Source organism: Streptomyces sp. NPDC015144, from assembly GCF_043079735.1.
Lineage (GTDB): Bacteria > Actinomycetota > Actinomycetes > Streptomycetales > Streptomycetaceae > Streptomyces.
Window position 1 is genome coordinate 127,437 of record NZ_JBIBUU010000013.1, and the last position, 26,822, is coordinate 154,258.

The window sequence follows — 26,822 nt, forward strand, 5'->3', positions numbered from 1 at the left end:
CCTGGCGCACAATGGGGGGACGCACGGCTGAAGGGGAACATGCCAATGAGCGCCGAGGACCTCGAGAAGTACGAGACCGAGATGGAGCTGAAGCTCTACCGGGAGTACCGCGACGTCGTCGGTCTGTTCAAATACGTGATCGAGACCGAGCGGCGCTTCTACCTCACCAACGACTACGAGATGCAGGTGCATTCGGTCCAGGGCGAGGTGTTCTTCGAGGTGTCGATGGCGGACGCCTGGGTCTGGGACATGTACCGGCCCGCGCGCTTCGTCAAGCAGGTACGGGTGCTGACGTTCAAGGACGTCAACATCGAGGAGCTCAACAAGAGCGATCTCGAGCTTCCGGGCGGCTGATCCCGCCTGATCCCGCCTCAAAAAGGGGACCGATTCCCTCTTCCGGGTGGCCGGGTTGTCCACAATCCCGGAGTTGTCCACCAAGATCCACAAGCCGGGGCCGAAGACGTCAGAGTCGGTCCCGGAGGTGGTGCCGAAATGAACGCACGGGGGGCACTCGGGCGGTACGGCGAGGATCTGGCGGCGCGGCTGCTGGCCGAGGCCGGCATGTCCGTACTGGAACGGAACTGGCGCTGTCGCGCCGGTGAGGTCGACATCGTCGCGATGGACGGCGACGCGCTCGTTCTCTGCGAGGTGAAGACCCGCAGGGCGGGCGCGTTCGAGCATCCGATGGCGGCCGTCACGCCGGTGAAGGCGGAGCGGCTGCGGAGGCTGGCCGGCATCTGGCTGGACCGGCACGGCGGCCCGCCGCCTGGCGGGGTCCGGATCGACCTGGTCGGGATCGTGCTGCCCAGGCGCGGTGCGCCCGTCGCGGAGCATGCGCGGGGGGTGGCCTGAGATGGGGTTCGCACGGGCCTGTTCGGTGGCGCTCGTCGGCGTCGAGGGCGTGGTGGTGGAGGTCCAGGCGGACCTGGAGGCGGGGGTGGCGGCGTTCACCCTGGTCGGGCTGCCGGACAAGAGCCTGGTGGAGAGCCGGGACCGGGTCAGGGCCGCGGTGGCGAACTCGGGGGCCGAGTGGCCGCAGAAGAAGCTCACGGTGGGCCTGTCGCCCGCCTCCGTGCCCAAGAGCGGTTCGGGCTTCGACCTCGCCGTCGCCTGCGCGGTGCTCGGGGCTGCCGAGCGGATCGACCCGGCGTCGATCGCCGATGTCGTGATGATCGGCGAGCTGGGACTCGACGGGCGGGTCAGGCCGGTACGCGGGGTGCTCCCGGCCGTGCTCGCCGCGGCGGAGGCCGGATACCGGCAGGTCGTCGTGCCCGAGCAGACGGCGGGGGAGGCCGCGCTGGTCCCCGGGGTCTCCGTCCTCGGGGTACGGAGCCTGCGACAGCTGATCGCGGTGCTCTGCGAGGAGCCCGTCCCCGACGAGCCGGAGCCTCGCGAGGAGGGTCGGCCCGACACCATGCTGGCCGGGCTGATGGTGCCCGGCGAGGGTGTCGGCACCGGGCTCGCCCGCACCGCCGGGCAGGGCGGGGGAAGCGCGCCGGACCTGGCGGACGTGGCGGGGCAGCCGCTGGCCCGCATGGCCCTGGAGGTCGCGGCGGCCGGAGGCCATCATCTGCTGCTCTCGGGGCCGCCGGGCGCGGGCAAGACCATGCTGGCCGAACGGCTTCCCGCGATCCTGCCCCCGCTGACCAGGCAGGAGTCCCTGGAGGTGACGGCGGTCCACTCGGTGGCGGGCATCCTTCCGCCGGGCGAGCCCCTGGTCGCCCGGCCGCCCTACTGCGCGCCCCACCACTCGGCGACCATGCAGTCGCTGGTCGGCGGGGGCAATGGGCTGCCGAGGCCCGGCGCGGTCTCGTTGGCCCACCGCGGAGTCCTCTTTCTCGACGAGGCACCGGAGTTCTCGGTCCGGGTACTGGACGCGCTGCGCCAGCCGCTGGAGTCGGGCCATGTCGTGGTGGCGCGCAGCGCCGGGGTGGTGCGGCTGCCCGCCAGGTTCCAGATGGTGCTGGCCGCCAACCCGTGCCCGTGCGGACGGCACCGCCTCAACGGGGAGGGGTGCGAATGCTCGTCGGCCACGGTCAGGCGCTATCAGTCGAGACTCTCCGGGCCGTTGCTCGACCGGCTGGATCTGCGGGTCACCGTCGCCCCGGTCCGGCGCGAGGACCTGATCGGCCAGGGTGGCCGGGGCGAGCCGACCGCCCTCGTCGCGGCCCGGGTCCGGGAGGCCAGGGCGCGGGCCGCGAAACGGTTGGCGGGGACGGGCCGGTCGACCAACAGCGAGGTGTCCGGCCATGAGCTGCGTACCGGCCTGGCCGCCGCCCCGGGCGCGCTCGCCGAGGCCGAGCGGGACCTGGCCCGGGGCATGCTCACCGCCCGGGGGCTGGACCGGGTGCTCAGGGTGGCGTGGACCGTCGCGGACCTGCGCGGGGCCGAGCGCCCGGAGGCGTCCGACGTCGCGCAGGCACTGGAGTTGCGCACCGGTGTTCCGAGGGGCGCCCGGACGCGCGCCGGAGCGTCATGAACCGGGCGGTGGCGAAGGAGCCGGAGGAGGGCGGCCGGGGACCGGGAGCGACGGTCGGACCCGGCGGGGCGGTGAGCGCCGAGGAGAGGCTGGCGCGGGCGGCTCTGACCCGCATCGTCGAGCCCGGGGACGAGCGCGGCGGGCGCTGGCTGCGCGAGTACGGTGCCGTCGAACTGGTGCGACGCCTCACCGGCACGGACGGCGCGGCGGAACGGCTCGGCGGCATGACCCCGAGACGGCTCGCCGGGTACCGGCTGCGGGCGGAGAGGGCCGAGCCGGAACGGGACCTCGCGGCGATCGCCGCCCGCGGCGGACGGTTCGTCTGCCCCGGGGACCGGGAGTGGCCCAGCCAACTGGACGACCTCGGGGACGCCCGGCCGACCGGACTGTGGGTGCGCGGCCCCCGTGACCTGCGGCTCTGGGCACTGCGCTCGGTGGCCGTGGTCGGCGCACGGGCCTGCACGCCCTACGGATCGCACATGGCGGCCGGTCTCGGCGCGGGACTCGCCGAGCTGGGCTGGGTGGTCGTGTCAGGCGCCGCCTTCGGGGTCGACGGAGCGGCACATCGCGGCGCGCTCGCCGTGGGCGGGGCGACGGCGGCGGTCCTGGCCTGCGGGGTGGACGTCCCCTACCCCCGGGGACACGCCGAGCTGATCGGGCGTATCGCGGAACAGGGGCTCGTCATCGGAGAGTTGCCCCCGTCCGATCATCCGACCCGTGGCAGATTCATCCAGCGCAACCGGGTCATCGCGGCGTTGACGCGCGGCACGGTCGTCGTCGAGGCGGAGTACCGCAGCGGTTCGCTGGTCACCGCCCGCTGCGCGCAACGGCTCGGCCGCCTGTCGATGGGGGTGCCCGGCCCCGTGACCAGCGGTCTCTCGGCAGGGGTGCACGAGCTGCTGCGCGGCGAGGCGGTCCTGGTGACCGATGCCTCGGAAGTCGTCGAACTGGTCGGGGACATGGGGGAGCTGGCACCGGCCAGAACCGGCCCCGTACACCCCCGGGACCTGCTGGACCCGGTCACCGCCCGCGTCCTGGACGCGCTGCCGGGGCGGGGCGCGGCCGACGGACGCGAGGTGGCGCGCACCGCCGGAACCAGCGCCGACGAAGCGCTCGGCCGACTGTACGAACTGCACTCACTGGGGTTCGTCGAACGGGATGGCGAGGGATGGCGGTTGGCGCCGCCGGCGACTCGCCGTGACGACGCGCGGCGGGGCGGTGCTTGACCTGGGGCATTCGGGTGAAAAGGTGATGCCGATGACCTCGGTAGATCCCTCGGAGACGCCTCCGGGGCCGACGCGCGCCGCGACGGCCCCGGATCCCATTCATGTCGGAATTCATGGCGGATCGGCCGGATTCGCGGAGCACCGATCCCTTATCCTGCGCGGACCGCTACCTCGCGGTCACGCTACGCTCACGAGGACCCCGACTCAGACATACGTCCCAGCACCCACAGCAGAACGGCTCAAGGCACCACATGCCCCAGCACACCTCCGGGTCTGACCGCGCGGCAGTACCACCGGCTGCGCGTGGCACTGTGCGCCCCCCTGCGCCCTCCTCGCTCGACGAGCTGTGGCGTTCGTACAAGTCCACCGGCGACGAGCGGCTGCGGGAGCAGTTGATCCTGCACTACTCGCCGCTGGTGAAGTACGTCGCGGGCCGGGTGAGCGTGGGCCTGCCGTCCAATGTCGAGCAGGCGGACTTCGTCTCCTCGGGGGTCTTCGGACTGATCGACGCGATCGAGAAGTTCGACATCGAGCGTGCGATCAAGTTCGAGACGTACGCCATCACCCGCATCCGCGGCGCGATGATCGACGAACTGCGGGCGCTGGACTGGATCCCGCGCTCGGTGCGGCAGAAGGCACGGGCGGTGGAGCGCGCCTACGCGACGTTGGAGGCGCAGCTGCGGCGCACCCCCTCCGAGGCGGAGGTGGCCGCCGAGATGGGGATCGCCCTGGAGGAACTGCATGCTGTTTTCAGCCAGTTGTCGCTGGCCAACGTGGTCGCCCTGGAGGAGCTGCTGCACGTCGGCGGCGAGGGCGGCGACCGGCTCAGCCTCATGGACACGCTGGAGGACACCACCGCCGACGACCCGGTCGAGGTGGCCGAGGACCGCGAGCTCAGACGGCTGCTCGCACGCGCCATCAACACCCTCCCGGAGCGTGAGAAGACCGTCGTGACGCTCTACTACTACGAGGGCCTCACCCTCGCCGAGATCGGCAACGTCCTCGGGGTGACCGAGAGCAGGGTCAGCCAGATCCACACCAAATCGGTGCTGCAACTGCGCGCGAAACTGGCCGACGCCGGGCGCTGAACCGCATCCGCCGCAGCGTGGCTTCGGCCACGCGCCAGGGCCGTACGCTTTCTCTCGAACACCCTCGCCGTAGAGTGGACACGTGCCCAGGATTCGAGCGGCCTCGGTGGCCGAGCACCGGACGATGCAGCGCGGCGCCCTCCTGGACGCCGCCCGCACCCTGCTGTCCGAGGGCGGAACGGAGGCGCTGACCTTCCCCGCCCTCGCCGAGCGCACGGGCCTGGCCCGGTCCTCGGTGTACGAGTACTTCCGCTCCCGTGCGGCCGTCGTCGAAGAGCTCTGCGCCGTGGACTTCCCGGTCTGGGCGGCCGAGGTCGAGCACGCGATGGAGCAGGCCACGACGCCCGAGGAGAAGATCGAGGCCTATGTGCGCCGCCAGCTCGACCTGGTCGGCGACCGGCGCCACCGGGCGGTCGTCGCCATCTCCGCGAGCGAGCTGGACGCCGGGGCGCGGGAGAAGATCAGGGCCGCCCACGGCGGGCTGATCGCCATGATCGTCGAGGCGCTCGGCGCGCTCGGCCACAGCCGTCCGAGGCTGGCGGCGATGCTGCTCCAGGGCTCGGTGGACGCCGCGGTGCGGCGGATCGAACTGGCGGCGGCCGAGGAGCCGTCCGCGATCGCGGACACCGCCGTCGCCATGATCCTCCACGGTGTACGGGGCGCACAGGGCTGACCTGGCGCGGCCTCCGGGGTGCCGACCCGGGGCCTCCCTCCCTACCGCCCGGGTCCGGGGACGCCGAACACCGGGAGCAGCCGGGACGGTCCTCTGCGCAGCAGCCGGGGCGGCAGCAGTGACAACGGGTCCAGGTAGGTGTCGCCGCGACGCAGGCCCCAGTGCAGACAGCCCGAGGCGCAGTGGAACGGCCCCGCCTCCAGGGCGGCCACCTCCTGCCCCGCCACCACCTCGCCGCCCTCGGGAACCACCGCCCGCACCGGCTCGTACGTGGTCCGCAGCGGCGGATCACCACTGCCGGACACCTCGATCACCAGCACTCCCCGCCCCGCCACACGCCCCGCGAACGCCACCTTTCCCGGTGCCGCGGCGAGCACCCGCGCACCCGGAGGGGCGGCGAGGTCGACACCGCGATGGCCGCGCGCGTAGGGGCCGGCCGGGGGCTCCCAGCCCCGTACGACCGAGGGCCGCCCGGCCAGCGGCCAGCTCCGCGCACCGTCGGCCCCCGTGCCCGGGGAGGGAGCCGGCGCCGGCTGCGGAGCCGGTGGGCGCACGGAATCGGGTGTGCGCGGCGGGGCGCCGGCCGTGGCGGCCGACGGGCCGCACACCACCGCGAGCAGCCCCGCCACCGCGGCCACCAGCACTCCGCGCACCCGTCTCCGCCCGGCCCCGGCCCGGAGAAGGGCAGCAGCCGGTGCGGACGGGGCATCCGGTGCGGACGGGGCCCCCGGGGCCTTCGGATCAGTCGTGCATCGCATGGCGGAACCGTCCCGCGATCCACCGATCCGCGGGGATCTTGGCCTGGATCTGTGGACGACGGACCCGTTGTGGACAGCGCCGTCACCTGCCACCCGGACCGTCCCGTACACTTCATACGGCGATCCGGGCCACCGGGTCGACTTCGCACGCCCCGCCACCTCCCTCTTCGCGGATGGTGGCCGCGCTCCTCGGTCCTTCGGGCACGGCGCGTCGGGGCGTTAGGCGCGACAGCAATCCTGCGGTCGCGACAACCGAGCACCTCAAGGAGTACGGCCATGGCCGTCGTCACGATGCGGGAGCTGCTGGAGAGCGGCGTCCACTTCGGTCACCAGACCCGTCGCTGGAACCCGAAGATGAAGCGCTTCATCTTCACCGAGCGCAACGGCATCTACATCATCGACCTGCTCCAGTCGCTGTCGTACATCGACCGCGCCTACGAGTTCGTCAAGGAGACCGTCGCCCACGGCGGCTCCATCATGTTCGTGGGTACCAAGAAGCAGGCCCAGGAGGCCATCGCCGAGCAGGCGACCCGCGTCGGCATGCCGTACGTCAACCAGCGCTGGCTGGGTGGCATGCTCACCAACTTCTCCACCGTCTACAAGCGCCTTCAGCGTCTGAAGGAGCTCGAGCTCATCGACTTCGAGGACGTGGCCGCCTCCGGCCTCACCAAGAAGGAGCTCCTGGTCCTCTCCCGCGAGAAGGCCAAGCTGGAGAAGACCCTCGGTGGTATCCGCGAGATGCAGAAGGTGCCGAGCGCCGTCTGGATCGTCGACACCAAGAAGGAGCACATCGCCGTCGGTGAGGCGCGCAAGCTCCACATCCCGGTCGTCGCGATCCTCGACACCAACTGCGACCCCGACGAGGTCGACTACAAGATTCCGGGCAACGACGACGCGATCCGCTCCGTCACCCTGCTCACCCGCGTGATCGCCGACGCCGTCGCCGAGGGCCTCATCGCCCGTTCCGGTGCCGCCACCGGTGACTCGAAGCCGGGCGAGAAGGCCGCCGGCGAGCCGCTCGCCGAGTGGGAGCGCGACCTGCTCGAGGGCGACAAGAAGGCCGACGCCGAGGTGCAGTCCTCCGCCGAGACCGAGAAGGCCGCCGAGGCTGAGAAGACCGAGGCCCCGGCCGTCGAGGCCGAGGCTCCGGCCGCGGACGCCGAGCAGGCCTGACACCCGTCACGGCTGCGGACGGCGGGGGCGGGTGCCACAAGCACCGCCCCCGCCGTCCACCCGTAGATCTTTCAGACTTCGAGAGAGAAACACAGACTCATGGCGAACTACACCGCCGCTGACGTCAAGAAGCTCCGCGAGCTGACCGGCGCCGGCATGATGGACTGCAAGAAGGCGCTCGACGAGGCCGAGGGCAACGTCGACAAGGCCGTCGAGGCGCTCCGCATCAAGGGCCAGAAGGGCGTCGCCAAGCGCGAGGGCCGTTCTGCCGAGAACGGCGCCGTCGTCTCCCTCATTTCCGAGGACCAGACGTCCGGCGTTCTGCTGGAGCTCAAGTGCGAGACGGACTTCGTCGCCAAGGGCGAGAAGTTCCAGAGCGTCGCGAACACCCTCGCCGCGCACGTCGCCGCGACCTCCCCGGCCGACCTGGAGGCGCTGCTCGCCTCCGAGATCGAGGCCGGCAAGACCGTCCAGGCGTACGTCGACGAGGCCAACGCCAACCTCGGCGAGAAGATCGTCCTGGACCGCTTCGCGCAGTTCACCGGCGCGTACGTCTCCGCGTACATGCACCGCACCATGCCCGACCTGCCGCCGCAGATCGGTGTCCTGGTCGAGCTGGACAAGGCCGACGCCGACCTGGCCAAGGGCATCGCGCAGCACATCGCCGCGTTCGCCCCGAAGTACCTGTCCCGCGAGGACGTCCCGGCCGAGGTCGTCGAGGCCGAGCGCCGCGTCGCCGAGGAGACCACCCGCGCCGAGGGCAAGCCGGAGGCCGCGCTCCCGAAGATCGTCGAGGGTCGCGTCAACGGCTTCTTCAAGGAGGCCACCCTCCTGGGCCAGCCGTACGCGCTGGACAACAAGAAGTCCGTTCAGAAGGTCCTGGACGAGGCCGGTGTCACCCTGAAGCGCTTCACGCGCATCAAGGTCGGCATCTGAGTCCGTCCGCGAACAACGGTGGACCCCGCGATAGGGTCTAGTGCAGTCGTCGGCCGCACTCACGCCGTACGACCGCAGATCTGACGAGGAGGCCATTGCCGCTGAGGGACACCAGACCCACCGGCAATGGCCTTCTTCGTATGTGCACGAGGAGAATCTCCATGAACAAGGGCGCGGACGCCGCCACAGGCGACCACAAGCGCGAGGACGGCAAGGCGGCCGGACGCTTCATGCTGAAGCTGTCCGGAGAGGCATTCGCCGGCGGCGGGGGCCTCGGCGTCGACCCCGACGTCGTACACGCCATCGCCAGGGAAATCGCGGCGGTCGTCCGTGACGGCGCGGAAATCGCGGTCGTCATCGGCGGCGGCAACTTCTTCCGCGGTGCCGAGCTCCAGCAGCGCGGTATGGACCGGGCCCGTTCCGACTACATGGGCATGCTCGGCACGGTCATGAACTGCCTGGCCCTCCAGGACTTCCTGGAGAAGGAGGGCATCGACTCCCGCGTCCAGACCGCCATCACCATGGGGCAGGTCGCGGAGCCGTACATTCCGCTGCGCGCCGTTCGCCACCTGGAGAAGGGGCGCGTCGTCATCTTCGGCGCCGGTATGGGAATGCCGTACTTCTCCACCGACACCACCGCCGCCCAGCGCGCCCTGGAGATCGACGCAGAGGCACTCCTGATGGGCAAGAACGGGGTGGACGGGGTCTACGACTCCGACCCGAAGCGCAACCCCGACGCGGTGAAGTTCGACGCACTTGAGTACGGCGAGGTTCTCGCCCGCGATCTCAAGGTCGCCGACGCCACCGCCATCACGCTCTGCCGTGACAACGACCTGCCGATCCTCGTCTTCGAGCTCACCGCCACCGGCAATATCGCCCGCGCGGTCAAGGGTGAGAAGATCGGCACGCTCGTGAGTGACCGGAGCACCCGGCTCGGATGACCCCGGGCGCCTCCCCGGCGTACGGCGGGGAGATACGGGCCGCCCTGGAATCCACCGGGACCGGTCCGGAGGATGGACAACGGCCTGCCGGTCGGACACCGTGCAGGTGAGGACGCGACGCAGGACCCGCCGGGCCCTAGTACGACGGGCCCACTCAAGACATGCAGGAGCACGTGGTGATCGAAGAAATCCTCCTTGAGGCCGAGGAGAAGATGGAGAAGGCCGTCGTCGTCGCGAAGGAGGACTTCGCCGCGATCCGCACCGGCCGCGCGCACCCGGCGATGTTCAACAAGATCGTCGCCGACTACTACGGCGCGCTGACCCCGATCAACCAGCTGGCCTCGTTCTCGGTTCCCGAGCCGCGCATGGCCGTCGTGACGCCGTTCGACAAGAGCGCGCTGCGCAACATCGAGCAGGCCATCCGCGACTCCGACCTCGGCGTCAACCCGAGCAACGACGGCAACATCATCCGGGTGACCTTCCCGGAGCTCACCGAGGAGCGCCGCCGCGACTACATCAAGGTCGCCAAGGGCAAGGCCGAGGACTCCAAGATCTCCATCCGCGCGGTGCGCCGCAAGGCCAAGGAGAACCTGGACAAGCTGGTCAAGGACAAGGAGTCGGGCGAGGACGAGGTCCGTCGTGCCGAGAAGGAGCTCGACGACACCACCGCGAAGTACGTCGCGCAGGTCGACGAGCTGCTGAAGCACAAGGAAGCCGAGCTGCTCGAAGTCTGATGAACGACTCTTCCCGGGGCGTCCCGCAGGCGGCCGGCCACTGGGGCGCGCCCGAGATGCGGGCCGCTCCGGTGGGTCCTGCTTACGATGTGCGTGTGCCGGACGTTCCCGGCGCAGGCAGAGACGCCGACGACCGTGATGACCGGGACCGGGGGGCCGGACGCCTGAGCGGCGGCCCCCTGTTCCGTGACGAGATCCCGCAGGAGCCCATGTCCACCGCGCCGCCGTCCCCGCAGAAGAAGCGTGCGGGCCGTGATCTGCGAGCTGCCATAGGGGTCGGTGTGGGGCTCGGCGCCGTCATCGTCGCCTCGCTCTTCATCGTGAAGGCCGTCTTCGTCGCCGTCATCGTCCTCGCCGTCGTGGTGGGGCTGTGGGAGCTGACCTCCCGGCTCCAGGAGCGCAAGGGCATCCGGGCGCCGCTGATCCCGCTCGCGGTGGGCGGCGCGGCGATGGTGGTGGCCGGTTACGTGAAGGGCGCCGAAGGCGCCTGGGTGGCGATGGCGCTGACCGCGCTCGCGGTGCTGGTCTGGCGGATGGCCCAGCCGCCCGCGGACTACCTCAGGGACGTCACGGCCGGTGTCTTCGCCGCGTTCTACGTGCCGTTCCTCGCCACTTTCGTTGCCATGCTCCTGACCGCCGACGACGGGCCGCAGCGGGTGCTCACCTTCCTGCTGCTGACCGTGGTCAGCGACACCGGCGCGTACGCCGTCGGCTGGCGGTTCGGGAAGAACAAGCTCGCGCCGCGCATCAGCCCCGGAAAGACCCGGGAGGGCCTGTTCGGAGCCGTCGCCTTCGCGATGGTCGCCGGGGCGCTGTGCATGCAGTTCCTGATCGACGGCGGCTCCTGGTGGCAGGGGCTCCTGCTCGGGCTCGCGGTCGCGGCCAGTGCCACCCTGGGCGACCTGGGCGAGTCGATGATCAAGCGGGACCTCGGGATCAAGGACATGGGCACGCTGCTGCCGGGGCACGGCGGCATCATGGACCGGCTGGACTCGCTGCTGCCGACCGCGCCGGTGGTCTGGCTGCTGCTGGTGCTGTTCGTCGGCTCCACCTGATCAACACCCCGCTGACCTGCTATTTCACCGGTGAGGGCCCGCTGTCCACAGGACGGCGGGCCCTCACCGTTCTGTCTGCGACACTGGAAGAACCATGCCTAAGCCCGGAGAACTGGCGTTGATCCGGCATCAAACGGCCCCTGACCAGCGCGTTTAGTGCTGTTCAGGGGCCGTTTGCGTGCTACTGGGCCGTCTCTGGGCCGTCTGGCTCCTCGGGGGCGGGCAAGAACAGCCCGTCAATGGCGTTCCGGGTCCGTTCCTGGCTCGACGGCATGAGATGCGCGTACACCCGCAGCGTCAGGGCGGGGTCCGTGTGCCCCAGGTACTGGCTCACGGCCTTGATGCTCTCTCCAGCGTCCAGCAGTACCGAGGCGTAGAAATGCCTCAGAGCATGCATGCCGTGCTCCCGAGCCGACTCGAACTTGCCGTCGTCGTCGGCGTCCGGGATCAGGCCAGCGACCGCCAGCGCGGGCTTCCACTCCTGGATGTTGAAGTTGCTGCGCCACACGACCCCGCTCGCGGTGTTCGTGAACAGGAGTCGGGCCGACACCTTGGGACCGTCCGGCTTCCGCCACGGCAGCGTGATCCCCACCGGCTTGAAGGCGTCGACGTGGGTGCGGAGGGCTTCCGCCACCGAGGGCGGCAGAGGTACGTCTCGCTCCTTGCCGCACTTGGGCGGGGCGAATACTGCCTTCCCTCGGATGAGCTTCACCTGCCGGACCACTCGCAGGATTCCGCCCTCGAAGTCGACCGCGTCCTCGGCGAGCCCCACGATCTCACCCTGTCGGAGTCCGCACCCTGCCCCGGTGTCGACCATGGTCCGGTACCGCTCAGGCAGCGCCGCGCGAACGGCGCGCACCTGGGTGGGTAGCCATGGCACGACGCGGCGCCGCTCGACTGCCGGCGGACGGACGGACTTCACGGAGCACGGATTGCGTGACAACAGACCGTCGTCCACGGCCGCGCTGAGCACCGCTCGCACGTCACCGTAGATGTTGCGCGCGTACGCGCCGCTCACAGCAGGGTTCGCTTCCAGGATGCTGACGAGTCCGCGGACGTGCTCAGGGCGGAATGAGTCGAGCGGACGACTGCCGAGGACGGGGAACGCGTGGAGACGCAACCGCTGTTCCGTCACGATCTGGCTGGACAGGTCGGCGGTATGAGCCGAGAGCCATTTCTCAGCGTAGGTCTGGAAGGTGATTCGGGCCGCGCGGGGGTCGATGTACTGACCGCGTGACATGTCGGACGCGATGTTGGTGAGCCACTTCTCAGCAAGGCGCTTTTGCCTGTCGGGGAAGCTCTTGGACTGCTCACTACCGTCCGGTCCGATGTACCGGGCGCGGTAGCGGAGGCCGGTGCCGTAGCGGTCGGTTCTGACCCGGCGTTCCTTGCCGTTGGCGTCGATCTCGGTCTTGTACCAGCGGTCCTGGACGTGGCCGGCCAAAGTTGTGCTCCTTCAGGTGCAGAGCAGGGGCGCGACCGGTGATGGCCGCGCCCCTGGGGTGGTGGGCGGTCAGGCAGCGTGGTGTTCGGTCAGCGCGCCGATCCAGGCGTGCACGGCGCCGGGGTCGTACCGGAGGTGCTTGCCGATGCGGAATCCGGGCGGGCCGGTGCGCTTCTTCCGCCAGGCGTAGACCGTCTCCAGTGGGACGGACAGAAGCGCTGCGAGGTCGTCGGGGGTGAGGTAGCGGGTGGGAAGTTCGGCGGCGGGCTGGGGCGGTTTGGCGGTGGCCATCGGGCTCCTTCAGCTCGGCCCGGGGTTCAGAAACCCCGGAAAGTGCTGACAGAACTGACAGAACCTCGCCGTATGCCCGCTGACCTGCTGATTCTGTGGCTTCGGCCGCTGTGACAAAACCTCAAAAAACTCTGACAGAACCTCGGAAACCTAGGTTCTGTCACGGCGGGCCGCTCGCCGGGTGGGCGAGGTTTTTTGAGTTCTGTCAGAGTTTCCGGAGGTTTTGTCAGAGCCCCGGAAGTGGCCGTTTGCGCAGGTCAGGCAGCTGGTCGGGAGGTTCTGTCAGTTCTGTCACGGGTTTCGGGGGTTTTCAGGCGGCGCGGGTGAGGCGGGGGTGGGTCTCGTAGCGGGGGGAGGGCGGTCGGCCGCCGCGGGTGGTGCGGGGCGGCGGGGGCTGCTGGCGGACCCAGCCGTGGTCCTCCAGGAGGTTGAGGGCGGGGTCGAGGTCGCCCATGGCGGGGAACTCGCTGCGGGGCACCGCGCGGAAGAGGTCGCGTTTGGTGAAGGTCGGGGTGCGGGTCTCGGTCAGGTGGGTCAGGAGGGTGTGGGCGGGGCCCTGGGCGGGGTCGGCCTTCATGGCGTTGAAGACGTCGAGAGCGTGGGCGGTGAAGTAGTCCCCGATCTCGGTCGCGGCGGCCATCGTGGCGGCCTCGATCGGCCGGGTCCAGGCGTCCTCGGGGTGGGTGGCGAGGTGGAGGAGCCCCGCGATGCGGGCGACGGCTCCGTCGCGTTTGGCGGCCCAGTTCACGATCGGGCGAAGTGGTCCGTCCTCTCGGAGCCGGGATTCGGAGACGCGCTGGTAGGCCAGGAGAACCGCGTCCGCCTCGGGCGTGAGGGTGAGCGCGGCGGTCTCGGTCCAGCCCGCGAGAGTCAGCGCCAGGCCACCGAGCTTCTTCGCGTAGGTGTCGGCGACCTCAGGGTTCAGGAGCTCCGGGGTGAGGTTGCGGTAGCCGACGAGCGACTTGGGCTTGGAGTAGAGGAACCGTCCGAGCAGTCCGCGGCCGTCGGCGCCCTTGATCTGCCCGATGGCGTCGAGGACTTCCGGCTGTACGGCGAGGCCCATGGTGATGGCGGGGCTCTCGATGTACTGGGCGTCTCTGGCCTGGCGGTTGACGCGGGCCATGTCTCCCGCGTGGCCCTTGAGGAAGATCCCCATGTTCGGGACGCCGGAGTAGCGTCCGGCGATGATCTCGAAGATCTCCCCTTCGGCGGACAGGATCGCGATCCGCCCGTCCTGCTGGGCGAGCAGAGTGGTCAGGCTTTCGGCGGTGACGTCGTCGGCGACGAGCTGGGGCTCGGACGGGACGACGGCCCGCTCGGCGGCCTCGGACAGCGAGATGGCCTGGGCGGTCAGGTCGGCCAGCTTGTCGGCCTCGGCGTTCGCGGCCATCTTCTCGGCCTTCTCCGCCGCGGCTTTCGCGATCCGGGCGGAGGCGGCGGCCTCGGCCCTCTGCGGCGCCGTGAGCTCGATCAGGGCCTTCTCGGCGGCGAGGAGCGGCTTGGTCATGAGCCCGAACACTGCGCTTTTGCGGTTGCCGGGCGGGAGGGCGACGGCAGTGTAGAGGGTGACGGGCTCGCTCCACTGCCCGCGCACGGTCACGGTCAGGCGCCCGCCGGCGGCGGTGCCGATGGCGGCCAGCGCGAGGCACCCGGCGAGGTCGACGGGCGTCTGCGTCTCCTCGGCGACACCGGCCGTCATGGCCGCGAGCCAGTCGGGCAGCGCGTCGACGGGGAAGACCGGGAGCTGGCCGCGCGGGTTGAGCGGCACGGGCTCGTCCCACACAGGTCCGGCGACATCCTCAGGGGTCATCTCCTCGAACCCGGCCCACAGCTCGGGATCGTGCGGACTCATGAGACGTTCCTTTCCTCGGTGGCGCGGAGCGGGCAGAGGTCGCGGTGGCGGGCGTGGTCGTCGATCAGGGCGAGGACGCGGCGGTGGCCTGCGGCGAAGAGATCCCGGCCGCAGTCACACGTACTGGTTGCGGTGGGGGTAGCGCCGCGCGGGGCGGTGATGATGAGCCAGGCGATCGGGCGGCGCCCATGCCCGGCCTGCGGGTCAGGACCAGAAGGGACGCCTTCGGCGGCGTTCTTCGCCGCACCACCGCCCCGACTGGCTTGGGCCGGTTCGGCGGGGCCGGGGCCGGTGGGGTGAGCGGGAAGGCTCTTCAGGGAGGAGCGGGGAGGGCGGTTCACGCGGCCCTCCGCTGCGGGTTGTGCGCGATGGACCAGTTCAGACCGCTGCGTACGGTCGAGCGGCACTGGCGCGGTGACAGGCCGGCCGCCTCCCCCGCCTCCTGAAGAGCCTCCTCCACCCCGGATCGGGGAAGGTCGCCCCACGCGATGAACCGCCCCAGTGCTCGCGCCGCCGAGAGCAGCGTGCAGTCGCGTTCCCCTTCCGGAGCGGCCCGTACGGTCGCGGTCTCTGCCCGGAGCGCGGCGCTGGCGTACCGGGAGGCCCGGGTCGAGGACGCGCTGGGCGACGGGACGCGGGAGGAGCGGCGGGGTGCGAGGAGGGTGTGCAGCCATCCGGGGAGCGGGATGGGCGGGGTGGGGTCGGTGACGGTGTAGGGGCCGGTCGCGGTGAAGCTCCCGGCGGCGACGACGTATCCGCCGTGGGCGCGGGTGTCGATGAGCCTGCCGAGTTTGCCCGCACTGTTCGTCAGCCGGGATCCGGGCGGGGCGGTGAAGTAGAGGTGGTGCCCGCCGCTCGCGGTCCGGGTCCGGTAGGTGGTGGGCACCGGGTGCCCGGCGCGCTCGCAGAGCGCCTGAAAGGTCGTCACGCCGCAAGGCGTGCCCGTGCTGCTCTTCGTCTTCTGCTTGGGCATGTCGAGGTCGACGACGACCAGCCCGGACCGGCCGGTCGCGATGCCGATGTTGAACGGGCGGTCGGCCCAGGCCCGGCGGATGCGGTCCGGGTCGATGGTGGCCCGGTCCTCCCACTTGCGATGCCCGCCCGCGCAGTCCCCGATCCCGGGGCAGACAGCTTCGCCGTGGAGGGCGGGGCGCTTGTCGGCGGGGCGGAGGGGGAAGACGTGCCAGCCGCGCTCGGCCGCGTCCAGGGCGGCGGTCAGGAGGGGCTGGTCTCGCCGGATGAGGGTGGGGTGGGTCATGCTGGACTCCTCCAGTTCCACGGTTGAGTTGTGCTGGACGAGGGCGGCCCCGGGTTCATTGGCGTGAGGACGGGGCCGCCCTCGGTTGTGCTGGTGTCAGGCGCCGCGCTGCGGGCGGTATTCGGCCCCGAGCTGGATCAGCCAGTCGGGCCAGAACTCCGGGTGGGCGCGGTAGAACCAGCGGCAGCGGCGGTTGCGGTCCATGCCCATTGAGGTCGGGCGGAGCTTGTAGGCGCGCCCTTCGACCTCTGCTCGGATCGGGTGGATGCCTTCCGGAGAGGGGTCCGGGAGGTCGAGCCGGTAGATCAGGGTGATGACTTGCGGGGTGAGGGCGAAGTCGCAGCTGTACTGGATATCGGGTTTGTTCTGGACGTCGAGCTTCACAGTCACGATGTCGGTCATACAGGGTCCTTTCACTTAGAAGGGCGGTTCGTTGCTGGCCCACGGGTCCGCGACATCGCGGCGGCGGCGTAGCCACCGGGGCCGGGCGGGGAGCTTCAGCAGGGTCCAGCGCTGGGTCTCGTCCCAGCACACGCACGGCTCCCATTCGGTGCCCGCGTACTCGCCTTCGTGGTCGCCGTAGTCGTGGTGGTGTCCGCCCTCGCCGCCGCAGTCGGGGCAGTCGGGGCGGGGGGTTTCGGTGAGGATCAGCGCGGGCCGGGGCCAGGTGGAGCGCTGGACGCGGAGCCGTACGGCCCGCGCCTTCTGCTCGGGGGCGTGGAGGGTGTGGGTGGTGGCGAGGTGGATGAGGTCGTGTGCGTCGCCGGGGGTGAGGGCCCGGTGGCGGATGCGGACGCCACATCCGGGGGTGAGGCAGCGCACGGTGCGCGTGCCGGAGAGGCTGGCGACGGCGTCGCTGAAGCGGTGGACGAGAGGGCGGCTGCCAGGCATCCCGGATGTCCTTTCGAGTGGAGGGTGCAGGTGGCGGCCCGCGTCAGGAGGCGGTGGGGCGCGGGCGGCGGGGGACGCGGACGGGCTGGGTGTTGGGGCCCTGGCCGCCCGCGTCGTTCCAGCGGCCGGGGCCGCTGCCGGAGGGGTTCACGGGTGCCGGGTAGGAGGGCCTGCGGGGGGAGGTCGGCATGGGGGGTCCTCTCAGGACTGGTTGGTGGTTTTGGCCCAGAGGCCGCGTGTGGTGGTGTGGGTGGTGTGGTGGTCCTGGGTGACGGGGCCGGTGTAGTGGTGGTGGTGTTCGGTGTGGGTGTCGGCTCGTGCGCGGCCGAGGGAGCGCAGGAGGGATCCGGCGGCGAGGACGAGGGCGACGGGTCCGGCGGCGCCGAGGGCGAGGGTGACCGGGTCGACCTGGCCGAGGGTGTAGAGCACGAGCGACGTGGCGCCGCCGGTGGAGAGGGCGGCGACGCTGCCGGAGAGCATGAGCGCGCTGGCGTCGGTGGCCTTCTGGGACATGGGTGGGCGGCCGGGCTGGGGGACGGGGGGTGTCGGCCCGTACGCGGGGAGCGGGGTCGGGTCGTGGAAGGCGGTGGTGATGATCCGTTCGGCTTCGGCGGCGGCTTCGGCGTCGGTCATCGGAAGGGGGGCGGGGTGGTTGTCGGGGGGGATGTGGCGGGGGTGGGGAGGGGTGTCCATGGGTGCCTCGCGGGTGTGTGAGGGCCGCCCCTGGGGGTGCGGGGCGGCCCTGTGCGGCGGGGTGTGATTCGGGTGTGCGGGGCGGTGTGCGGGCCGATTCACACGCCGTGTGACGTGGGGATTCGCGCTGTGCGGGTGTGCGGGGTGTGCGGGGGTGTGCGGGTCCCTGTCAGGCGGCGGCGAGGGCGGGGAGGAGGCGGTAGACGCCCGCCTCGCCGGTCGCGGCCAGGCGCCCTTCCTCCGCCATCCGCTTCATCTCCTTGGAGACCCAGGAACGTTCGCGGCCGATCTGCTCCAGGTAGGGGGTCAGGTTCTTGACCGCGACGGTGCCGGGGCCGACCGAGGCGAGCATCCGGACCATTTCGTCGAGGAGTTCGCGGGCCTCCTCGGGCGACGGCTTCGCGGCGGGGAGCGCGGCCGATCCGGCGGCGGCCGGGAGTTCGGCGGTCGCGTCGTGCTCGGCGTCCTCGGCGTCGACGAGCGAGGCGACCTCCTGGGCGGACGCTTCCTGCTCGGTCACCGCCACGGCGGGGGCCGGGAGCGGGGCGCCGGCCGCGCGCTCGCGGCGGCCGGTGAACATCTGGCCCGCGACCTGCTCGGCGCCCCGGGCCGTCACCGCGTCCAGCTCGGGGCGCACGGCTGCGAACTCGCTGACGATCCAGGCGGCGGCCTTCTCGTACTCGCCGGACGGGCCGGTCCAGAACGTGCGGGCGGGGTTGGCGTACAGGTCCTCGTCCACCCCGGCCGAGACCAGGTACACGTAGCCCTTGCGCTTGTTGCCCCAGGCGGCCGGGTTGGCGCCCGCGTCCAGGACTTCCTCGGGGAGGGCGAACCCCGCGTCGTCGCCCCGGACCCCGAAGCACATGGCCGCCGGGAGCGAGGCGCGGGTGTCGGTGGAGAGCTGGTAGCCGGACGCGCGCTGCATGGAGATGACCAGGGTGACGCCCGCCGACCGGGCCTCCTGCGCGATGCCGGTGAAGGTGTCCTCGCCCATCTCCCGCAGGAGCTTGGCGGCCTCCTCGAACCAGGCGACCAGGTACTGCAGTCCGTCACAGCCGCACGCGGTGCCGTCCTTGCGGCAGGAGTGGGCGGGGTCGGTCTGCTTCTGTGCGGCTGCGGGCTCCCACGCCCGGTAGCGGTGGTCGCGCAGCCAGGCGGCCCGGACCGGGATGACGGCTTGGACGGTGGCGGCCATCGCGGCGGCGGACGCGCTGTCGAGAGCGGCCCAGTCCATCGCGGGGACCAGCGGCATGAAGTCCTGTCCGCCCTTGGCCGCGTCGGCGAGCCAGACCACGACGTCCTTGCGGGACAGCAGCTCGAACATGACGTCGAGCGCGCCCTCGGTCTTCCCGGAGCCGGTCATCCCCATGACGAGCATGTGGATCGCGTCGAGCAGCGGCAGGACCAGGTCCGAGCCGTCGTCGTACACGCCGACCCGCAGCGGCACGGCGACGGACTGTCCCGGAGCGAACGGGCCGGGCCACCGGGTGGCGTCCTTGAGCATGTCCTCGGGCACGATGACGAACTGGCCCTTCCTCGCGGAGTCGGGGTCGTGCTGGACGCGGATCGCGGTGGTCGGCACGTCGAGCGCGGACGCGATCCGGGGGATCGCCTTGGCCACGTCATCGTTGGTCAGCTCACCGGCCGGCAGCTCGTACGGGACGGTCACCCGGTTCGGCTCGACCTTCACGTCGCGGAGCTTGGTGCGGGCGAGCCCGACCTTCTCCAGGAGCCCCTTGTCCGCGGCCGCCGCCGAGCCCTCGGGAGCCGAGGCCCGCATGGCCTGGCGGATGTTCCACGACAGGGCCAGGGCGGCGCCGCCCATCAGGTACAGGTCGGGCAGCGGACCGGTCAGCGGCCCGGACAGGGCAGCGGCGGTCACCCACCCCGTCCCGGCCGCCACGGTGATTGCCGAGTGCAGACGGCGCTGCGGCCCCGCCGCCCGCCCCGCCCACCACGTCGCGGCCGTCAGCCCCACCGACGCGAGCGTCAGTCCGACCCCCGCCCACGGGGCCCCCTCCCACTGGAGGTTGGCCCCGGCACCAGCGGCGAACACACCACCGGTCACGATCCACGGCGGGGTGTAGGGCTTGGTCCGGTGCCACAGCCACGACGACATCTTCGACGTCCCGGACCCCGAGTTCAGCCGCTCCTCGTGCTGCTGAGCCACGTCCTTCTGCTTGCTGCTCATGAGGTGGACCCTTCTCAGAACTTGAACGGGTTGGTGGTCGACGGGCGCTGGGGGCGCGGGCGCATCAGGTCGGCGTACTCCCGGGTGAACGCGGCGTGCGCTCCGACCGCGCTCTTCGCGGCGGCGGTCGCCCCGTCGGCGGCCTTCTTGAGTTTCCGGGAGACCTTGAGCGCCCTCATGCGGCCCTGGATCGGGTTGTCGCCGGGCAGTGTCTGGGCCTGCGCGAGGCGGGCCTCCAGGATCTTCGAGGCGATCGCCAGCTCGATCGACGCCTGCAGCATCAGGGCACGGACGTGGTTGCAGTAGGACCGCACGTCGTCGGTGCTGTCGAAGGACGGCTCACCCAGCACGAAGTGCGACCCGCCCTGGCCCGGCATCCCCTGCCCCCCGGCCGCCGGGGCGGCGGCCGGGGCGGGGCCCTGCTGCACGTTGAAGTTCAGCCCGAAGGACGGAGCGAAACCCGTCCAGTTCTTCGTGTTGGTGTTCTTGGTCTGCGCCCCGGCAGCCCCGGCCGGACCGGCCTGCGGGGGAACGTTCGACTGGGCAAAAACCATGATGTGTGCTCCTTTTCAGGCGGAGAGGCAGAGGGCCGCGACGACGAGCGCGGCGATGTGGGCGGTCTGGTCGACGTGCGCGGTACCACCGGCGGCGGCCCAGGACTCCTGGCGGGCCCAGCGCATCCAGGCAGCCACCGGCCAGCGCCGGTCGATCACCGCGTGCGTGGCCCCGATCCACACCAGCGCGGCCAGAGCAGGCAGCACCGGGAGCCGCCACCCGAGCACGGCCGCACCGAGCGCGAGGAGGAGGCCGCAGACCACGACGTGTGTGGTGGCGTGGCTGAGGTTCGCCCGCCATCCGGCCAGGCCGGGCCCGGCCTTGTGCTCGGCCTGGTGGTCGGTCTGCAGCGGGTAGTCGGCGATCAGGTGGCCGAGGTAGAGCAGGAACGCGATGTCAGCGAACACGGGACTCCCCTTCGGTGGGGTTGTCGTGGCAGGTCACGCACATGCCGAGCGACCGGGGGATGCAGTAGCCGCGGTCCTGCCGGCAGACGGGGCAGGTGCGGCGGGCGGTCATCGCGGCGGCGAGCGCGGCCCGGCGGGCCGGGGTCATCGGCCGCACCGGCCGGGCCCGGTCGACCCGGTAGAGGTAGGCGACCAGCGGGCCCCGCCGTCGGCGGGGCCTTTCGAGCTGGGCGACAACGTCCTGCCCGCCGGGCCGCAGCCCGAGGGCGCGGAGCTGACGGCGGGTGGCCAGGCCCTCGGGGGCGAGGCGCCAGCGGTAGACGGGGGTGGATGCCATGGCCGTCACCCCGCCACGAGGAGCAATCCGGGGCCGTCCTCCGGGGGGTTGGCGAGGCGGCCGTAGACCTTGTGGACGTAGGAGGTGGACCGGGTGGATTTCACCGCAGCCTGACTGATCGTGTCGCCGTCGAGGAAGCACTGCCGGATGACTTCGGCGGCCTCCTCGGCGCTCAGCCGGGGCCCGGTCTCGGGCCCGTCGTCGTCCGGGGTGGACAGCGGGGGGACGGCCAGGGGATACACCCGCTGTGCACCGCAGATGACCGGCAGTGTTGCCACCGGGGCGGGTGCCGGGGCCGGGAGCGGCGCCTCGGGTGCGGCCGGGGTGGACATGGTGGGGGACGCGGGGTGGACGGGCTCGGTGTCCACCGTTTCCACCCTGGCGTCCACCTGCTCGCGCAGGTCGGCGATCCGGTCGAGGATCGCGCGCCGGTAGAACGTGATCGCTTCAGCCAGAACGATCAGGAGGACAGGGGGGATGGAATGGAGGACGAGACCGGCCGGGTCGATCTGCCGAGGCACCCCGAAACCGGCCCCGGCGGGCCAAAGGGAGCTCCAGCAGTTCATCAGCCACGTCCCCAGACCGGCGAACCAGCGCAGCACGGTGGCCCACCCGGAGGGCTTGACGCCGTGCTCGGACAGGCGGCCGTCCACGATCAGGACCGCGCCGAGCGCGACCGCGACCATCGGGTCCAGCAGCCACGCGATCCACACGCTGATGTGGTGGTCGATCGCGAACAGGGTCACGTTCGTCGCGGTGAACGCCAGCGCGACCACCGCGACCGTGATCAGAACCTTCGTCAGACCGGACTGGAGCGACTGCAACGCCGCGATCTGCGAGGCGGGAGCGGTCCGCTTCATACGGTCATCGCCCCCACGAGGTCCGTCTCCGCACGGCGGTCCTCCCGGACCTGCCCGAAGCCGACCAGCCGGACAGTGACGCCCTTGATGACCGTGCTGGTCTCCAGCCACATCAGGGGGCCAACCCCGCCCTCGGCGTCCATGGACACCTCGGCGGGGTCGATGCCCAGAGCGGCCCGCCACGCCTCGAACTTGGACAAGCTGTCGTAGGCGGTCAGGGTCAGCCGGTCGGGGCAGTGCACCGCAACCGCCGGGCTCAGCGCCGGCAGGCCGGAGAACGTCTCCGTCAGCGACGCGAGGACCGTGACCGCAGCGGACAGGCGACTCATCGTCGGCGCGCTCATGCCGCCACCGCCGAACCGGTCGAAACGGCGGCGGTGGCCGGGCGGCGACCCGAACGACGCCGGGACGGGGCGGTGCGGGGCTTCATCGGGAGGGTCCGCAGCAGCGAGGCCGCGTACTCGGCGACCTCCGGGTCGGTCTCGCGGAGCTCCGCGAGGACCGCACGGGCGACGTCCAGCCGGGCCGCCCGCTCCTGGGCGGACTCGGCGTCCGGGCCGGTGAACAGCTCCAGGTCGATGCCGAGCGACAGCTCGACGAACTCGGTCGCGGTAACGGGCTCGCGACCAGCAACGATGTTCTTCATGGGTCTCTTCTCTTCCTCTTGAATGGAACGGCCCGACTGCGGTCCCCGGGGTGCCACCTGGGGACCGCTCGCCGTTTCGGGGTGGGTGCTGCGAGCTAGCTGCGCCAGCCGTGGCTGCCGTGACAGCCGTAGACGACGTCCTGGTAGTCGATGGGCCCGTGGGCGGCCTCCCACGCGGCCTGGGACGCCCTTTCCTCGGCCGCCCGCTCGGCGGCCATCTCGTCGCGGAGGTCTTCGTAACTCTTCTGCATGGCTGGGTCCTCTCTCTGGCCGCTCGCTGCTGCGGGCGGCTCGTGCCCCGGGCCGGATCCGATCCGGCGCCCTCACGGCGTGACTGCCGGGGCGGTGGTGCTCAGTCCTGGTAGCGCCGGGCGCGGGCGGCGTCGCGGGCGTCCATCTCGCGGTTGAACTCCTCGTACTCGGCTGCGTCGATGGCTTCGTAGTCGGCGTGCATCTCGTCCAGTTCCTTCTGCCGCTGAGCGGCTCGGGCGAGTACTTCCTCAAGGCGGTCCATGAGTCCTCCTGGTCAGGGGCGGGACAGAATGTGCGCTGCCGTGGCGGTCAGCGCGTCGGCCGCGGATACGGCGGCCTCACGGCGGGAGGCCAAGACCTCGACGGTCTGGGCGTGGCGCATCTCGTACGTGGCACGGACCGCTCCGTCAATGTCGCGCCGGAGCTGCGGAAGCAGCACCGTGAGGGCGACCTGCGGGGCGGTGACGGCCGAGCGGGTGACGTGGCTTGCCTCGCGCGCCTCAGCCACATCGGCCGGGGCCGCGCCGGACAGGCGCAGGTCCTCCCGCGTCCACATCGCGCGGCGGTGATCTGCCAGGGCGACGATCAGGTCGCCCAGGGCGGTCATGGCCCGGTCCCGCAGTGCCTGCCGGCGCTGGGCCCGAACCGCGAAGTACTGCTGGACGCCAACCACGGCGGCCCCCAGCACGGTGCCGACGACCGCGACAACAGCAGCGGCGATCTCCATCGGGCTTTCCCCTTCCGGGGCCGGACTCTCCGACTCCCCTCAGCCCCGCCCGTACAGCCCTCGCGCTGAGCGCGGAACCGGACGGGCGGAGGAGGCAACCGGCCTGCGATAGCCGCAGGAAGTTCGGTCGAACTGGCGGCCTGCTTGCTCGGCCGCCGACGCGGAGGGCGCAGTCACTCGCGCGGGTCCAGTGCGGGTGACGCCTTGGTATGCCGTCGGCTCATGCCGACCTCCTAGCGAGGCGGGGACAGGGACAGGATTCGGTTCTCCTGTTCGCACGGCGCTGCTCGATCCGGGGAGTACCGAAGTCCCGGACGTCTGAGGTGGCAGCGTCAATGTGTGCCATGCGGTTCTTTCAAGTCGGTGGCGTAGCTCCCATTTGGGTTGTCGGGCCCCGGTGTGACGGGGGCCCTTTCTCTGCCGACTGGTCTCCACTCGCCTCGGCCGGTGCTGTCACGGCCGTCGTGCTGCGGTGGATCGCGCTATGGAGTTGCTGAGCAAGGTCCGCCCACGACGAAGAAGCCCTCGCGGGCTTAGGTTCGCGTGAACCTCCCTAGGGATATTTAAAGCGGATCTCCCTAGGGAGGTCAAGCGAGCATGAAAAAAGGACCCGCGACAGCGGGTCCTTCGGGGGCTGTGTGCAAGTTGCGTCAGCCGGTGATGTGGTACTCCATGACGTATGCCCCGGCGTCCAGCAACATCCGGTTTACCTCGACCGGTCTGTCCTGGGCTGTGAGTGCTGTCCGGTAGATCTCGACTACGGGAGTTCCGTCAGCCAGCCGTAGCCGCTCAGATTCTTCCCGGCTGGGCATGCGCGACCGCAGCTCCTCGATGAACCGAACCGGCTTGGCTCCGAGCTCGGCCAAGCGCGCGTACGTTCCCCCTGGTCCGGTGTCCTGTCGGGCGATAGGTGACTCGCGAACGAGGTCGGCCGGCAGGTAGGAGACGGCCGCCTGTACCGGCTCGCCCTCCACCGTGAACAAGCGGTCTCGCACGATGACGGGAGTTCCGTCGGCCAAGCCCAGGACGCGCGCCACGTCAGCCGGGGCCGGCGCCTCGTATACACGAAGGTCCGTGACCTGCATGGGGCGCTCGCCCACGTCGGAACTCCAGATCGATCGTCCCGATCCCCAGCCTTCCTGCGCGAGTCGACGATTCGCGACCCGACGGATGGGCTGAAACTCCCGGACGTATGTGCCGCTTCCCTTGCGGCGCACTGCGAGCCCTTCGCTGACCAGCAGCATCAGGGCCCGACGTGCTGTCTCCTTGGCTACTCCGTACGACTTCACTAGGGCGGGCTCGCCGGGCAGTCGCACGCCGGGAGCCAGATCGCCGGAGCGGATGCGTTCACGCAGTACGTCGGCGATGTCCCTGGCGTTTTCCGCCATTACTCCTCACTTCCCTAGGGTGGTCATTACAGCTTGGCACACCAGCCCTCGCCTGCCTGTCGGAGGGGCAGCGCGGGTGATCCCGAGCGTGCTTCCGTGCCTCGCGGATACGCCTCCTCCGGCGCGGCACTCAGTGGAAGCCTGCCCCTGGTCCAGAACTCGTAGATTCATGGAGGGCAGGCAATGGCATCACAGTCCAAGTGCGGCGCTCGAACCAATGCCGGTACGGCGTGCCGAAATCTCGCAGTAGTAGGCACCTCTCGTTGCGCGAAGCATCAGGGGCCCTGGTCCGCCTATGGGGTCGCGCAGCGCAAGGAGAAAGAAGCCAAGGCGAAGAAGCGCAGCATCCGCAAGAAGCGGTAAGAGCTGCTGGGAAGCGCACCGATGGTGGCATGCCTTGCGGGCGCGCGGTTCCCCACCTGGGGCTTTTACCTGTGGTAGAGCCATGACGCCGGGCCGTCTGTGGGCCGTCGAAGGGTTGCCAGTGACAACCGGTGACGACCAATGACGACCGGCTCCGCGTAGCCGTCGCCTGGCCTGAGCTGGGCGACGGCCCGGAGGACCACGGCGTGTCTGCGACACTGGATGAACCATGCCTAAGCCCGGAGAACTCACTTTCGTCGCGCCCCGCGGAGCCAAGAAGCCGCCGCGGCACCTCGCCGACCTCACGCCCGCCGAGCGCAGGGAGGCCGTCGCCGCGATCGGCGAGAAGCCGTTCCGCGCCCAGCAGCTCTCGCAGCACTACTTCGCGCGGTACACGCACGACCCCGCCGGGTGGACCAACATTCCCGCCGGTTCGCGGGAGAAGCTCGCCGAGGCGATGTTCCCCGACCTGATGTCGGTGGTCCGCCACATCAGCTGCGACGACGACACCACCCGCAAGACGCTCTGGAAGCTCCACGACGGGACGCTCGTGGAGTCCGTTTTGATGCGCTACCCCGAGCGCGTGACGATGTGCATTTCCTCGCAGGCGGGCTGCGGGATGAACTGCCCGTTCTGTGCGACCGGGCAGGCCGGGCTCGACCGCAATCTGTCCACCGCCGAGATCGTCCACCAGATCGTCGACGGCATGCGGGCGCTGCGGGACGGGGAGGTCCCCGGCGGTCCGGCCCGGCTCTCCAACATCGTCTTCATGGGCATGGGCGAGCCGCTCGCCAACTACAACCGGGTGGTCGGCGCGATCCGTCGGCTGACCGACCCGGAGCCGGACGGACTGGGGCTCTCGCAGCGGGGGATCACGGTCTCCACCGTGGGCCTGGTGCCGGCGATGCTCCGCTTCGCCGACGAGGGCTTCAAGTGCCGGCTCGCCGTGTCGCTGCACGCGCCGGACGACGAACTGCGCGACACCCTCGTGCCGGTGAACACCCGCTGGAAGGTGGCCGAGGTGCTGGACGCCGCGTGGGAGTACGCGGAGAAGTCCGGCCGTCGCATCTCCATCGAGTACGCGCTCATCCGGGACATCAACGACCAGGCGTGGCGCGGCGACCGGCTGGGCCGGCTGCTCAAGGGCAAGCGTGTACACGTCAACCTGATTCCGCTGAACCCCACGCCCGGCTCCAAGTGGACCGCCTCGCGGCCCGAGGACGAGCGGGCCTTCGTCGAGGCGATCGCCGCCCACGGCGTGCCGGTGACCGTGCGGGACACCCGGGGCCAGGAGATCGACGGGGCCTGCGGGCAGCTGGCGGCGTCCGAGCGCTGAGTGCGCCGGGGGGTGTCCGGTCCGGTGGAGGACGGCCGGAACGGACACCCCCCGGGGTGGCCGTCGAGGCCCGTGTACTCTGTGCCCGAAATCAACTTCATATTCCGACAGGGGAGCGCCACAGCGCTGAGAGTGCGGCACCGAGGACAGGTCGGCCGCAGACCCTCTGAACCTCGCCCGGGTCATTCCGGGTAGGAAGTTCGGTCATCAACTCATGCTGTTGCGCCCTGCCCGCTTTCCGCGGGTGGGGCCGCGTCTCTTCCTGGCC

General features: G+C 71.0%; 33 protein-coding genes and 1 riboswitch. Of the genes, 12 read left to right on the top strand and 21 right to left on the bottom strand.

Features of this window, described 5'->3' with window-relative positions; all coding sequences use genetic code 11:
- Positions 1 to 45 precede the first annotated feature (45 nt).
- From ACF08W_RS22410 to ACF08W_RS22435, 6 genes are all read left to right on the top strand, one after another.
- The gene (locus ACF08W_RS22410; protein ID WP_003965949.1) at positions 46 to 354 is read left to right on the top strand and encodes a DUF2469 domain-containing protein; all 309 of its coding nucleotides are present in this window, start codon (positions 46 to 48) and stop codon (positions 352 to 354) included.
- A 138-nt stretch (positions 355 to 492) separates the two neighbouring features.
- Complete coding sequence (locus tag ACF08W_RS22415) at positions 493 to 852, top strand: YraN family protein (RefSeq protein WP_352276332.1); 360 nt, start codon at positions 493 to 495, stop codon at positions 850 to 852.
- A gap of 1 nt (position 853) precedes the next feature.
- On the top strand, positions 854 to 2,479 hold the full coding sequence (locus ACF08W_RS22420; RefSeq protein ID WP_392280303.1) for a YifB family Mg chelatase-like AAA ATPase: 1,626 nt from the start codon (positions 854 to 856) through the stop codon (positions 2,477 to 2,479).
- Positions 2,476 to 3,705, top strand: a complete 1,230-nt coding sequence (gene dprA / locus ACF08W_RS22425; protein WP_385212011.1) for a DNA-processing protein DprA — start codon at positions 2,476 to 2,478, stop codon at positions 3,703 to 3,705. The genes ACF08W_RS22420 and dprA overlap by 4 nt, the downstream gene beginning before the upstream one ends.
- Positions 3,706 to 3,956: 251 nt before the next feature.
- Entirely contained in the window at positions 3,957 to 4,793 is an 837-nt protein-coding gene (gene whiG / locus ACF08W_RS22430; protein WP_352276351.1) for an RNA polymerase sigma factor WhiG, read from the top strand.
- A gap of 106 nt (positions 4,794 to 4,899) precedes the next feature.
- Positions 4,900 to 5,466: a TetR/AcrR family transcriptional regulator gene (locus tag ACF08W_RS22435; RefSeq protein WP_392280365.1), complete on the top strand. Its 567-nt coding sequence runs from the start codon at positions 4,900 to 4,902 to the stop codon at positions 5,464 to 5,466.
- Between the two features lie 41 nt (positions 5,467 to 5,507).
- On the opposite strand, the gene ACF08W_RS22440 is transcribed toward ACF08W_RS22435, so the two are convergent.
- Entirely contained in the window at positions 5,508 to 6,119 is a 612-nt protein-coding gene (locus tag ACF08W_RS22440; RefSeq protein ID WP_392280304.1) for a peptidoglycan DD-metalloendopeptidase family protein, read from the bottom strand.
- A gap of 381 nt (positions 6,120 to 6,500) precedes the next feature.
- Between ACF08W_RS22440 and rpsB the strand changes: the two genes are divergently transcribed.
- The 5 genes from rpsB to ACF08W_RS22465 all read left to right on the top strand — a co-directional run bounded on the left by rpsB (position 6,501) and on the right by ACF08W_RS22465 (position 11,063).
- Positions 6,501 to 7,397 (top strand): 30S ribosomal protein S2, encoded by an 897-nt coding sequence (gene rpsB / locus ACF08W_RS22445; protein WP_352276353.1) that lies wholly within the window; start codon positions 6,501 to 6,503, stop codon positions 7,395 to 7,397.
- 99 nt (positions 7,398 to 7,496) lie between these two features.
- Positions 7,497 to 8,333 (top strand): translation elongation factor Ts, encoded by an 837-nt coding sequence (gene tsf, locus ACF08W_RS22450; protein WP_352276354.1) that lies wholly within the window; start codon positions 7,497 to 7,499, stop codon positions 8,331 to 8,333.
- Positions 8,334 to 8,494: 161 nt separating this feature from the next.
- Positions 8,495 to 9,274, top strand: coding sequence for a UMP kinase (gene pyrH / locus ACF08W_RS22455; RefSeq protein WP_352276355.1), 780 nt, complete (start codon positions 8,495 to 8,497; stop codon positions 9,272 to 9,274).
- A 176-nt stretch (positions 9,275 to 9,450) separates the two neighbouring features.
- On the top strand, positions 9,451 to 10,008 hold the full coding sequence (frr, locus tag ACF08W_RS22460; protein WP_352276476.1) for a ribosome recycling factor: 558 nt from the start codon (positions 9,451 to 9,453) through the stop codon (positions 10,006 to 10,008).
- Positions 10,008 to 11,063, top strand: coding sequence for a phosphatidate cytidylyltransferase (locus ACF08W_RS22465; RefSeq protein ID WP_385212017.1), 1,056 nt, complete (start codon positions 10,008 to 10,010; stop codon positions 11,061 to 11,063). The genes frr and ACF08W_RS22465 overlap by 1 nt, the downstream gene beginning before the upstream one ends.
- A 181-nt stretch (positions 11,064 to 11,244) precedes the next feature.
- On the opposite strand, the gene ACF08W_RS22470 is transcribed toward ACF08W_RS22465, so the two are convergent.
- The 20 genes from ACF08W_RS22470 to ACF08W_RS22565 all read right to left on the bottom strand — a co-directional run bounded on the left by ACF08W_RS22470 (position 11,245) and on the right by ACF08W_RS22565 (position 24,855).
- Positions 11,245 to 12,507 carry a tyrosine-type recombinase/integrase gene (locus ACF08W_RS22470; RefSeq protein ID WP_392280305.1) on the bottom strand — a complete coding sequence of 421 codons (1,263 nt, stop codon included), beginning with the start codon at positions 12,505 to 12,507 and terminating at the stop codon, positions 11,245 to 11,247.
- Positions 12,508 to 12,576: 69 nt separating this feature from the next.
- Positions 12,577 to 12,798, bottom strand: coding sequence for a helix-turn-helix transcriptional regulator (locus ACF08W_RS22475; RefSeq protein ID WP_392280306.1), 222 nt, complete (start codon positions 12,796 to 12,798; stop codon positions 12,577 to 12,579).
- 310 nt (positions 12,799 to 13,108) lie between these two features.
- Positions 13,109 to 14,650: a YfjI family protein gene (locus tag ACF08W_RS22480; RefSeq protein ID WP_392280307.1), complete on the bottom strand. Its 1,542-nt coding sequence runs from the start codon at positions 14,648 to 14,650 to the stop codon at positions 13,109 to 13,111.
- Entirely contained in the window at positions 14,647 to 14,991 is a 345-nt protein-coding gene (locus tag ACF08W_RS22485; protein WP_392280308.1) for a hypothetical protein, read from the bottom strand. The genes ACF08W_RS22480 and ACF08W_RS22485 overlap by 4 nt, the downstream gene beginning before the upstream one ends.
- Complete coding sequence (locus ACF08W_RS22490) at positions 14,988 to 15,908, bottom strand: bifunctional DNA primase/polymerase (protein ID WP_392280309.1); 921 nt, start codon at positions 15,906 to 15,908, stop codon at positions 14,988 to 14,990. Before ACF08W_RS22490 ends, ACF08W_RS22485 begins: the two co-directional genes overlap by 4 nt.
- 96 nt (positions 15,909 to 16,004) lie before the next feature.
- Positions 16,005 to 16,310, bottom strand: a complete 306-nt coding sequence (locus ACF08W_RS22495; RefSeq protein WP_392280310.1) for a hypothetical protein — start codon at positions 16,308 to 16,310, stop codon at positions 16,005 to 16,007.
- 15 nt (positions 16,311 to 16,325) lie between these two features.
- Positions 16,326 to 16,655 (bottom strand): hypothetical protein, encoded by a 330-nt coding sequence (locus tag ACF08W_RS22500; protein ID WP_392280366.1) that lies wholly within the window; start codon positions 16,653 to 16,655, stop codon positions 16,326 to 16,328.
- 187 nt (positions 16,656 to 16,842) lie between these two features.
- On the bottom strand, positions 16,843 to 16,989 hold the full coding sequence (locus ACF08W_RS22505) for a hypothetical protein (RefSeq protein WP_392280311.1): 147 nt from the start codon (positions 16,987 to 16,989) through the stop codon (positions 16,843 to 16,845).
- Positions 16,990 to 17,000: 11 nt separating this feature from the next.
- Positions 17,001 to 17,432: a hypothetical protein gene (locus ACF08W_RS22510; protein WP_392280312.1), complete on the bottom strand. Its 432-nt coding sequence runs from the start codon at positions 17,430 to 17,432 to the stop codon at positions 17,001 to 17,003.
- Between the two features lie 229 nt (positions 17,433 to 17,661).
- The gene (traB, locus tag ACF08W_RS22515; protein ID WP_392280313.1) at positions 17,662 to 19,683 is read right to left on the bottom strand and encodes a plasmid transfer protein TraB; all 2,022 of its coding nucleotides are present in this window, start codon (positions 19,681 to 19,683) and stop codon (positions 17,662 to 17,664) included.
- Positions 19,684 to 19,697: 14 nt separating this feature from the next.
- Positions 19,698 to 20,237, bottom strand: coding sequence for a plasmid transfer protein TraA (gene traA / locus ACF08W_RS22520; RefSeq protein WP_392280314.1), 540 nt, complete (start codon positions 20,235 to 20,237; stop codon positions 19,698 to 19,700).
- Between the two features lie 15 nt (positions 20,238 to 20,252).
- On the bottom strand, positions 20,253 to 20,645 hold the full coding sequence (locus ACF08W_RS22525; protein WP_392280315.1) for a DUF3307 domain-containing protein: 393 nt from the start codon (positions 20,643 to 20,645) through the stop codon (positions 20,253 to 20,255).
- Positions 20,635 to 20,982, bottom strand: coding sequence for an RRQRL motif-containing zinc-binding protein (locus ACF08W_RS22530; protein WP_392280316.1), 348 nt, complete (start codon positions 20,980 to 20,982; stop codon positions 20,635 to 20,637). The genes ACF08W_RS22525 and ACF08W_RS22530 overlap by 11 nt, the downstream gene beginning before the upstream one ends.
- A gap of 5 nt (positions 20,983 to 20,987) precedes the next feature.
- Positions 20,988 to 21,842 carry a hypothetical protein gene (locus ACF08W_RS22535; protein WP_392280317.1) on the bottom strand — a complete coding sequence of 285 codons (855 nt, stop codon included), beginning with the start codon at positions 21,840 to 21,842 and terminating at the stop codon, positions 20,988 to 20,990.
- Positions 21,839 to 22,186: a hypothetical protein gene (locus ACF08W_RS22540; RefSeq protein ID WP_392280318.1), complete on the bottom strand. Its 348-nt coding sequence runs from the start codon at positions 22,184 to 22,186 to the stop codon at positions 21,839 to 21,841. The genes ACF08W_RS22535 and ACF08W_RS22540 overlap by 4 nt, the downstream gene beginning before the upstream one ends.
- The gene (locus ACF08W_RS22545; protein WP_392280319.1) at positions 22,183 to 22,488 is read right to left on the bottom strand and encodes a hypothetical protein; all 306 of its coding nucleotides are present in this window, start codon (positions 22,486 to 22,488) and stop codon (positions 22,183 to 22,185) included. Before ACF08W_RS22545 ends, ACF08W_RS22540 begins: the two co-directional genes overlap by 4 nt.
- Positions 22,489 to 22,583: 95 nt before the next feature.
- The gene (locus ACF08W_RS22550; protein WP_392280320.1) at positions 22,584 to 22,739 is read right to left on the bottom strand and encodes a hypothetical protein; all 156 of its coding nucleotides are present in this window, start codon (positions 22,737 to 22,739) and stop codon (positions 22,584 to 22,586) included.
- Between the two features lie 101 nt (positions 22,740 to 22,840).
- Positions 22,841 to 23,002 carry a hypothetical protein gene (locus tag ACF08W_RS22555; RefSeq protein WP_392280321.1) on the bottom strand — a complete coding sequence of 54 codons (162 nt, stop codon included), beginning with the start codon at positions 23,000 to 23,002 and terminating at the stop codon, positions 22,841 to 22,843.
- Between the two features lie 12 nt (positions 23,003 to 23,014).
- Entirely contained in the window at positions 23,015 to 23,467 is a 453-nt protein-coding gene (locus ACF08W_RS22560; protein WP_392280322.1) for a protein kilB, read from the bottom strand.
- A gap of 650 nt (positions 23,468 to 24,117) precedes the next feature.
- Positions 24,118 to 24,855, bottom strand: a complete 738-nt coding sequence (locus tag ACF08W_RS22565; RefSeq protein WP_392280323.1) for a GntR family transcriptional regulator — start codon at positions 24,853 to 24,855, stop codon at positions 24,118 to 24,120.
- Positions 24,856 to 25,447: 592 nt separating this feature from the next.
- On the opposite strand from ACF08W_RS22565, the gene rlmN reads away from it, so the two are divergent.
- Positions 25,448 to 26,554: a 23S rRNA (adenine(2503)-C(2))-methyltransferase RlmN gene (rlmN, locus tag ACF08W_RS22570; RefSeq protein WP_352276357.1), complete on the top strand. Its 1,107-nt coding sequence runs from the start codon at positions 25,448 to 25,450 to the stop codon at positions 26,552 to 26,554.
- Between the two features lie 99 nt (positions 26,555 to 26,653).
- Positions 26,654 to 26,770: riboswitch (TPP riboswitch) on the top strand.
- The last annotated feature ends 52 nt before the right edge of the window (positions 26,771 to 26,822 follow it).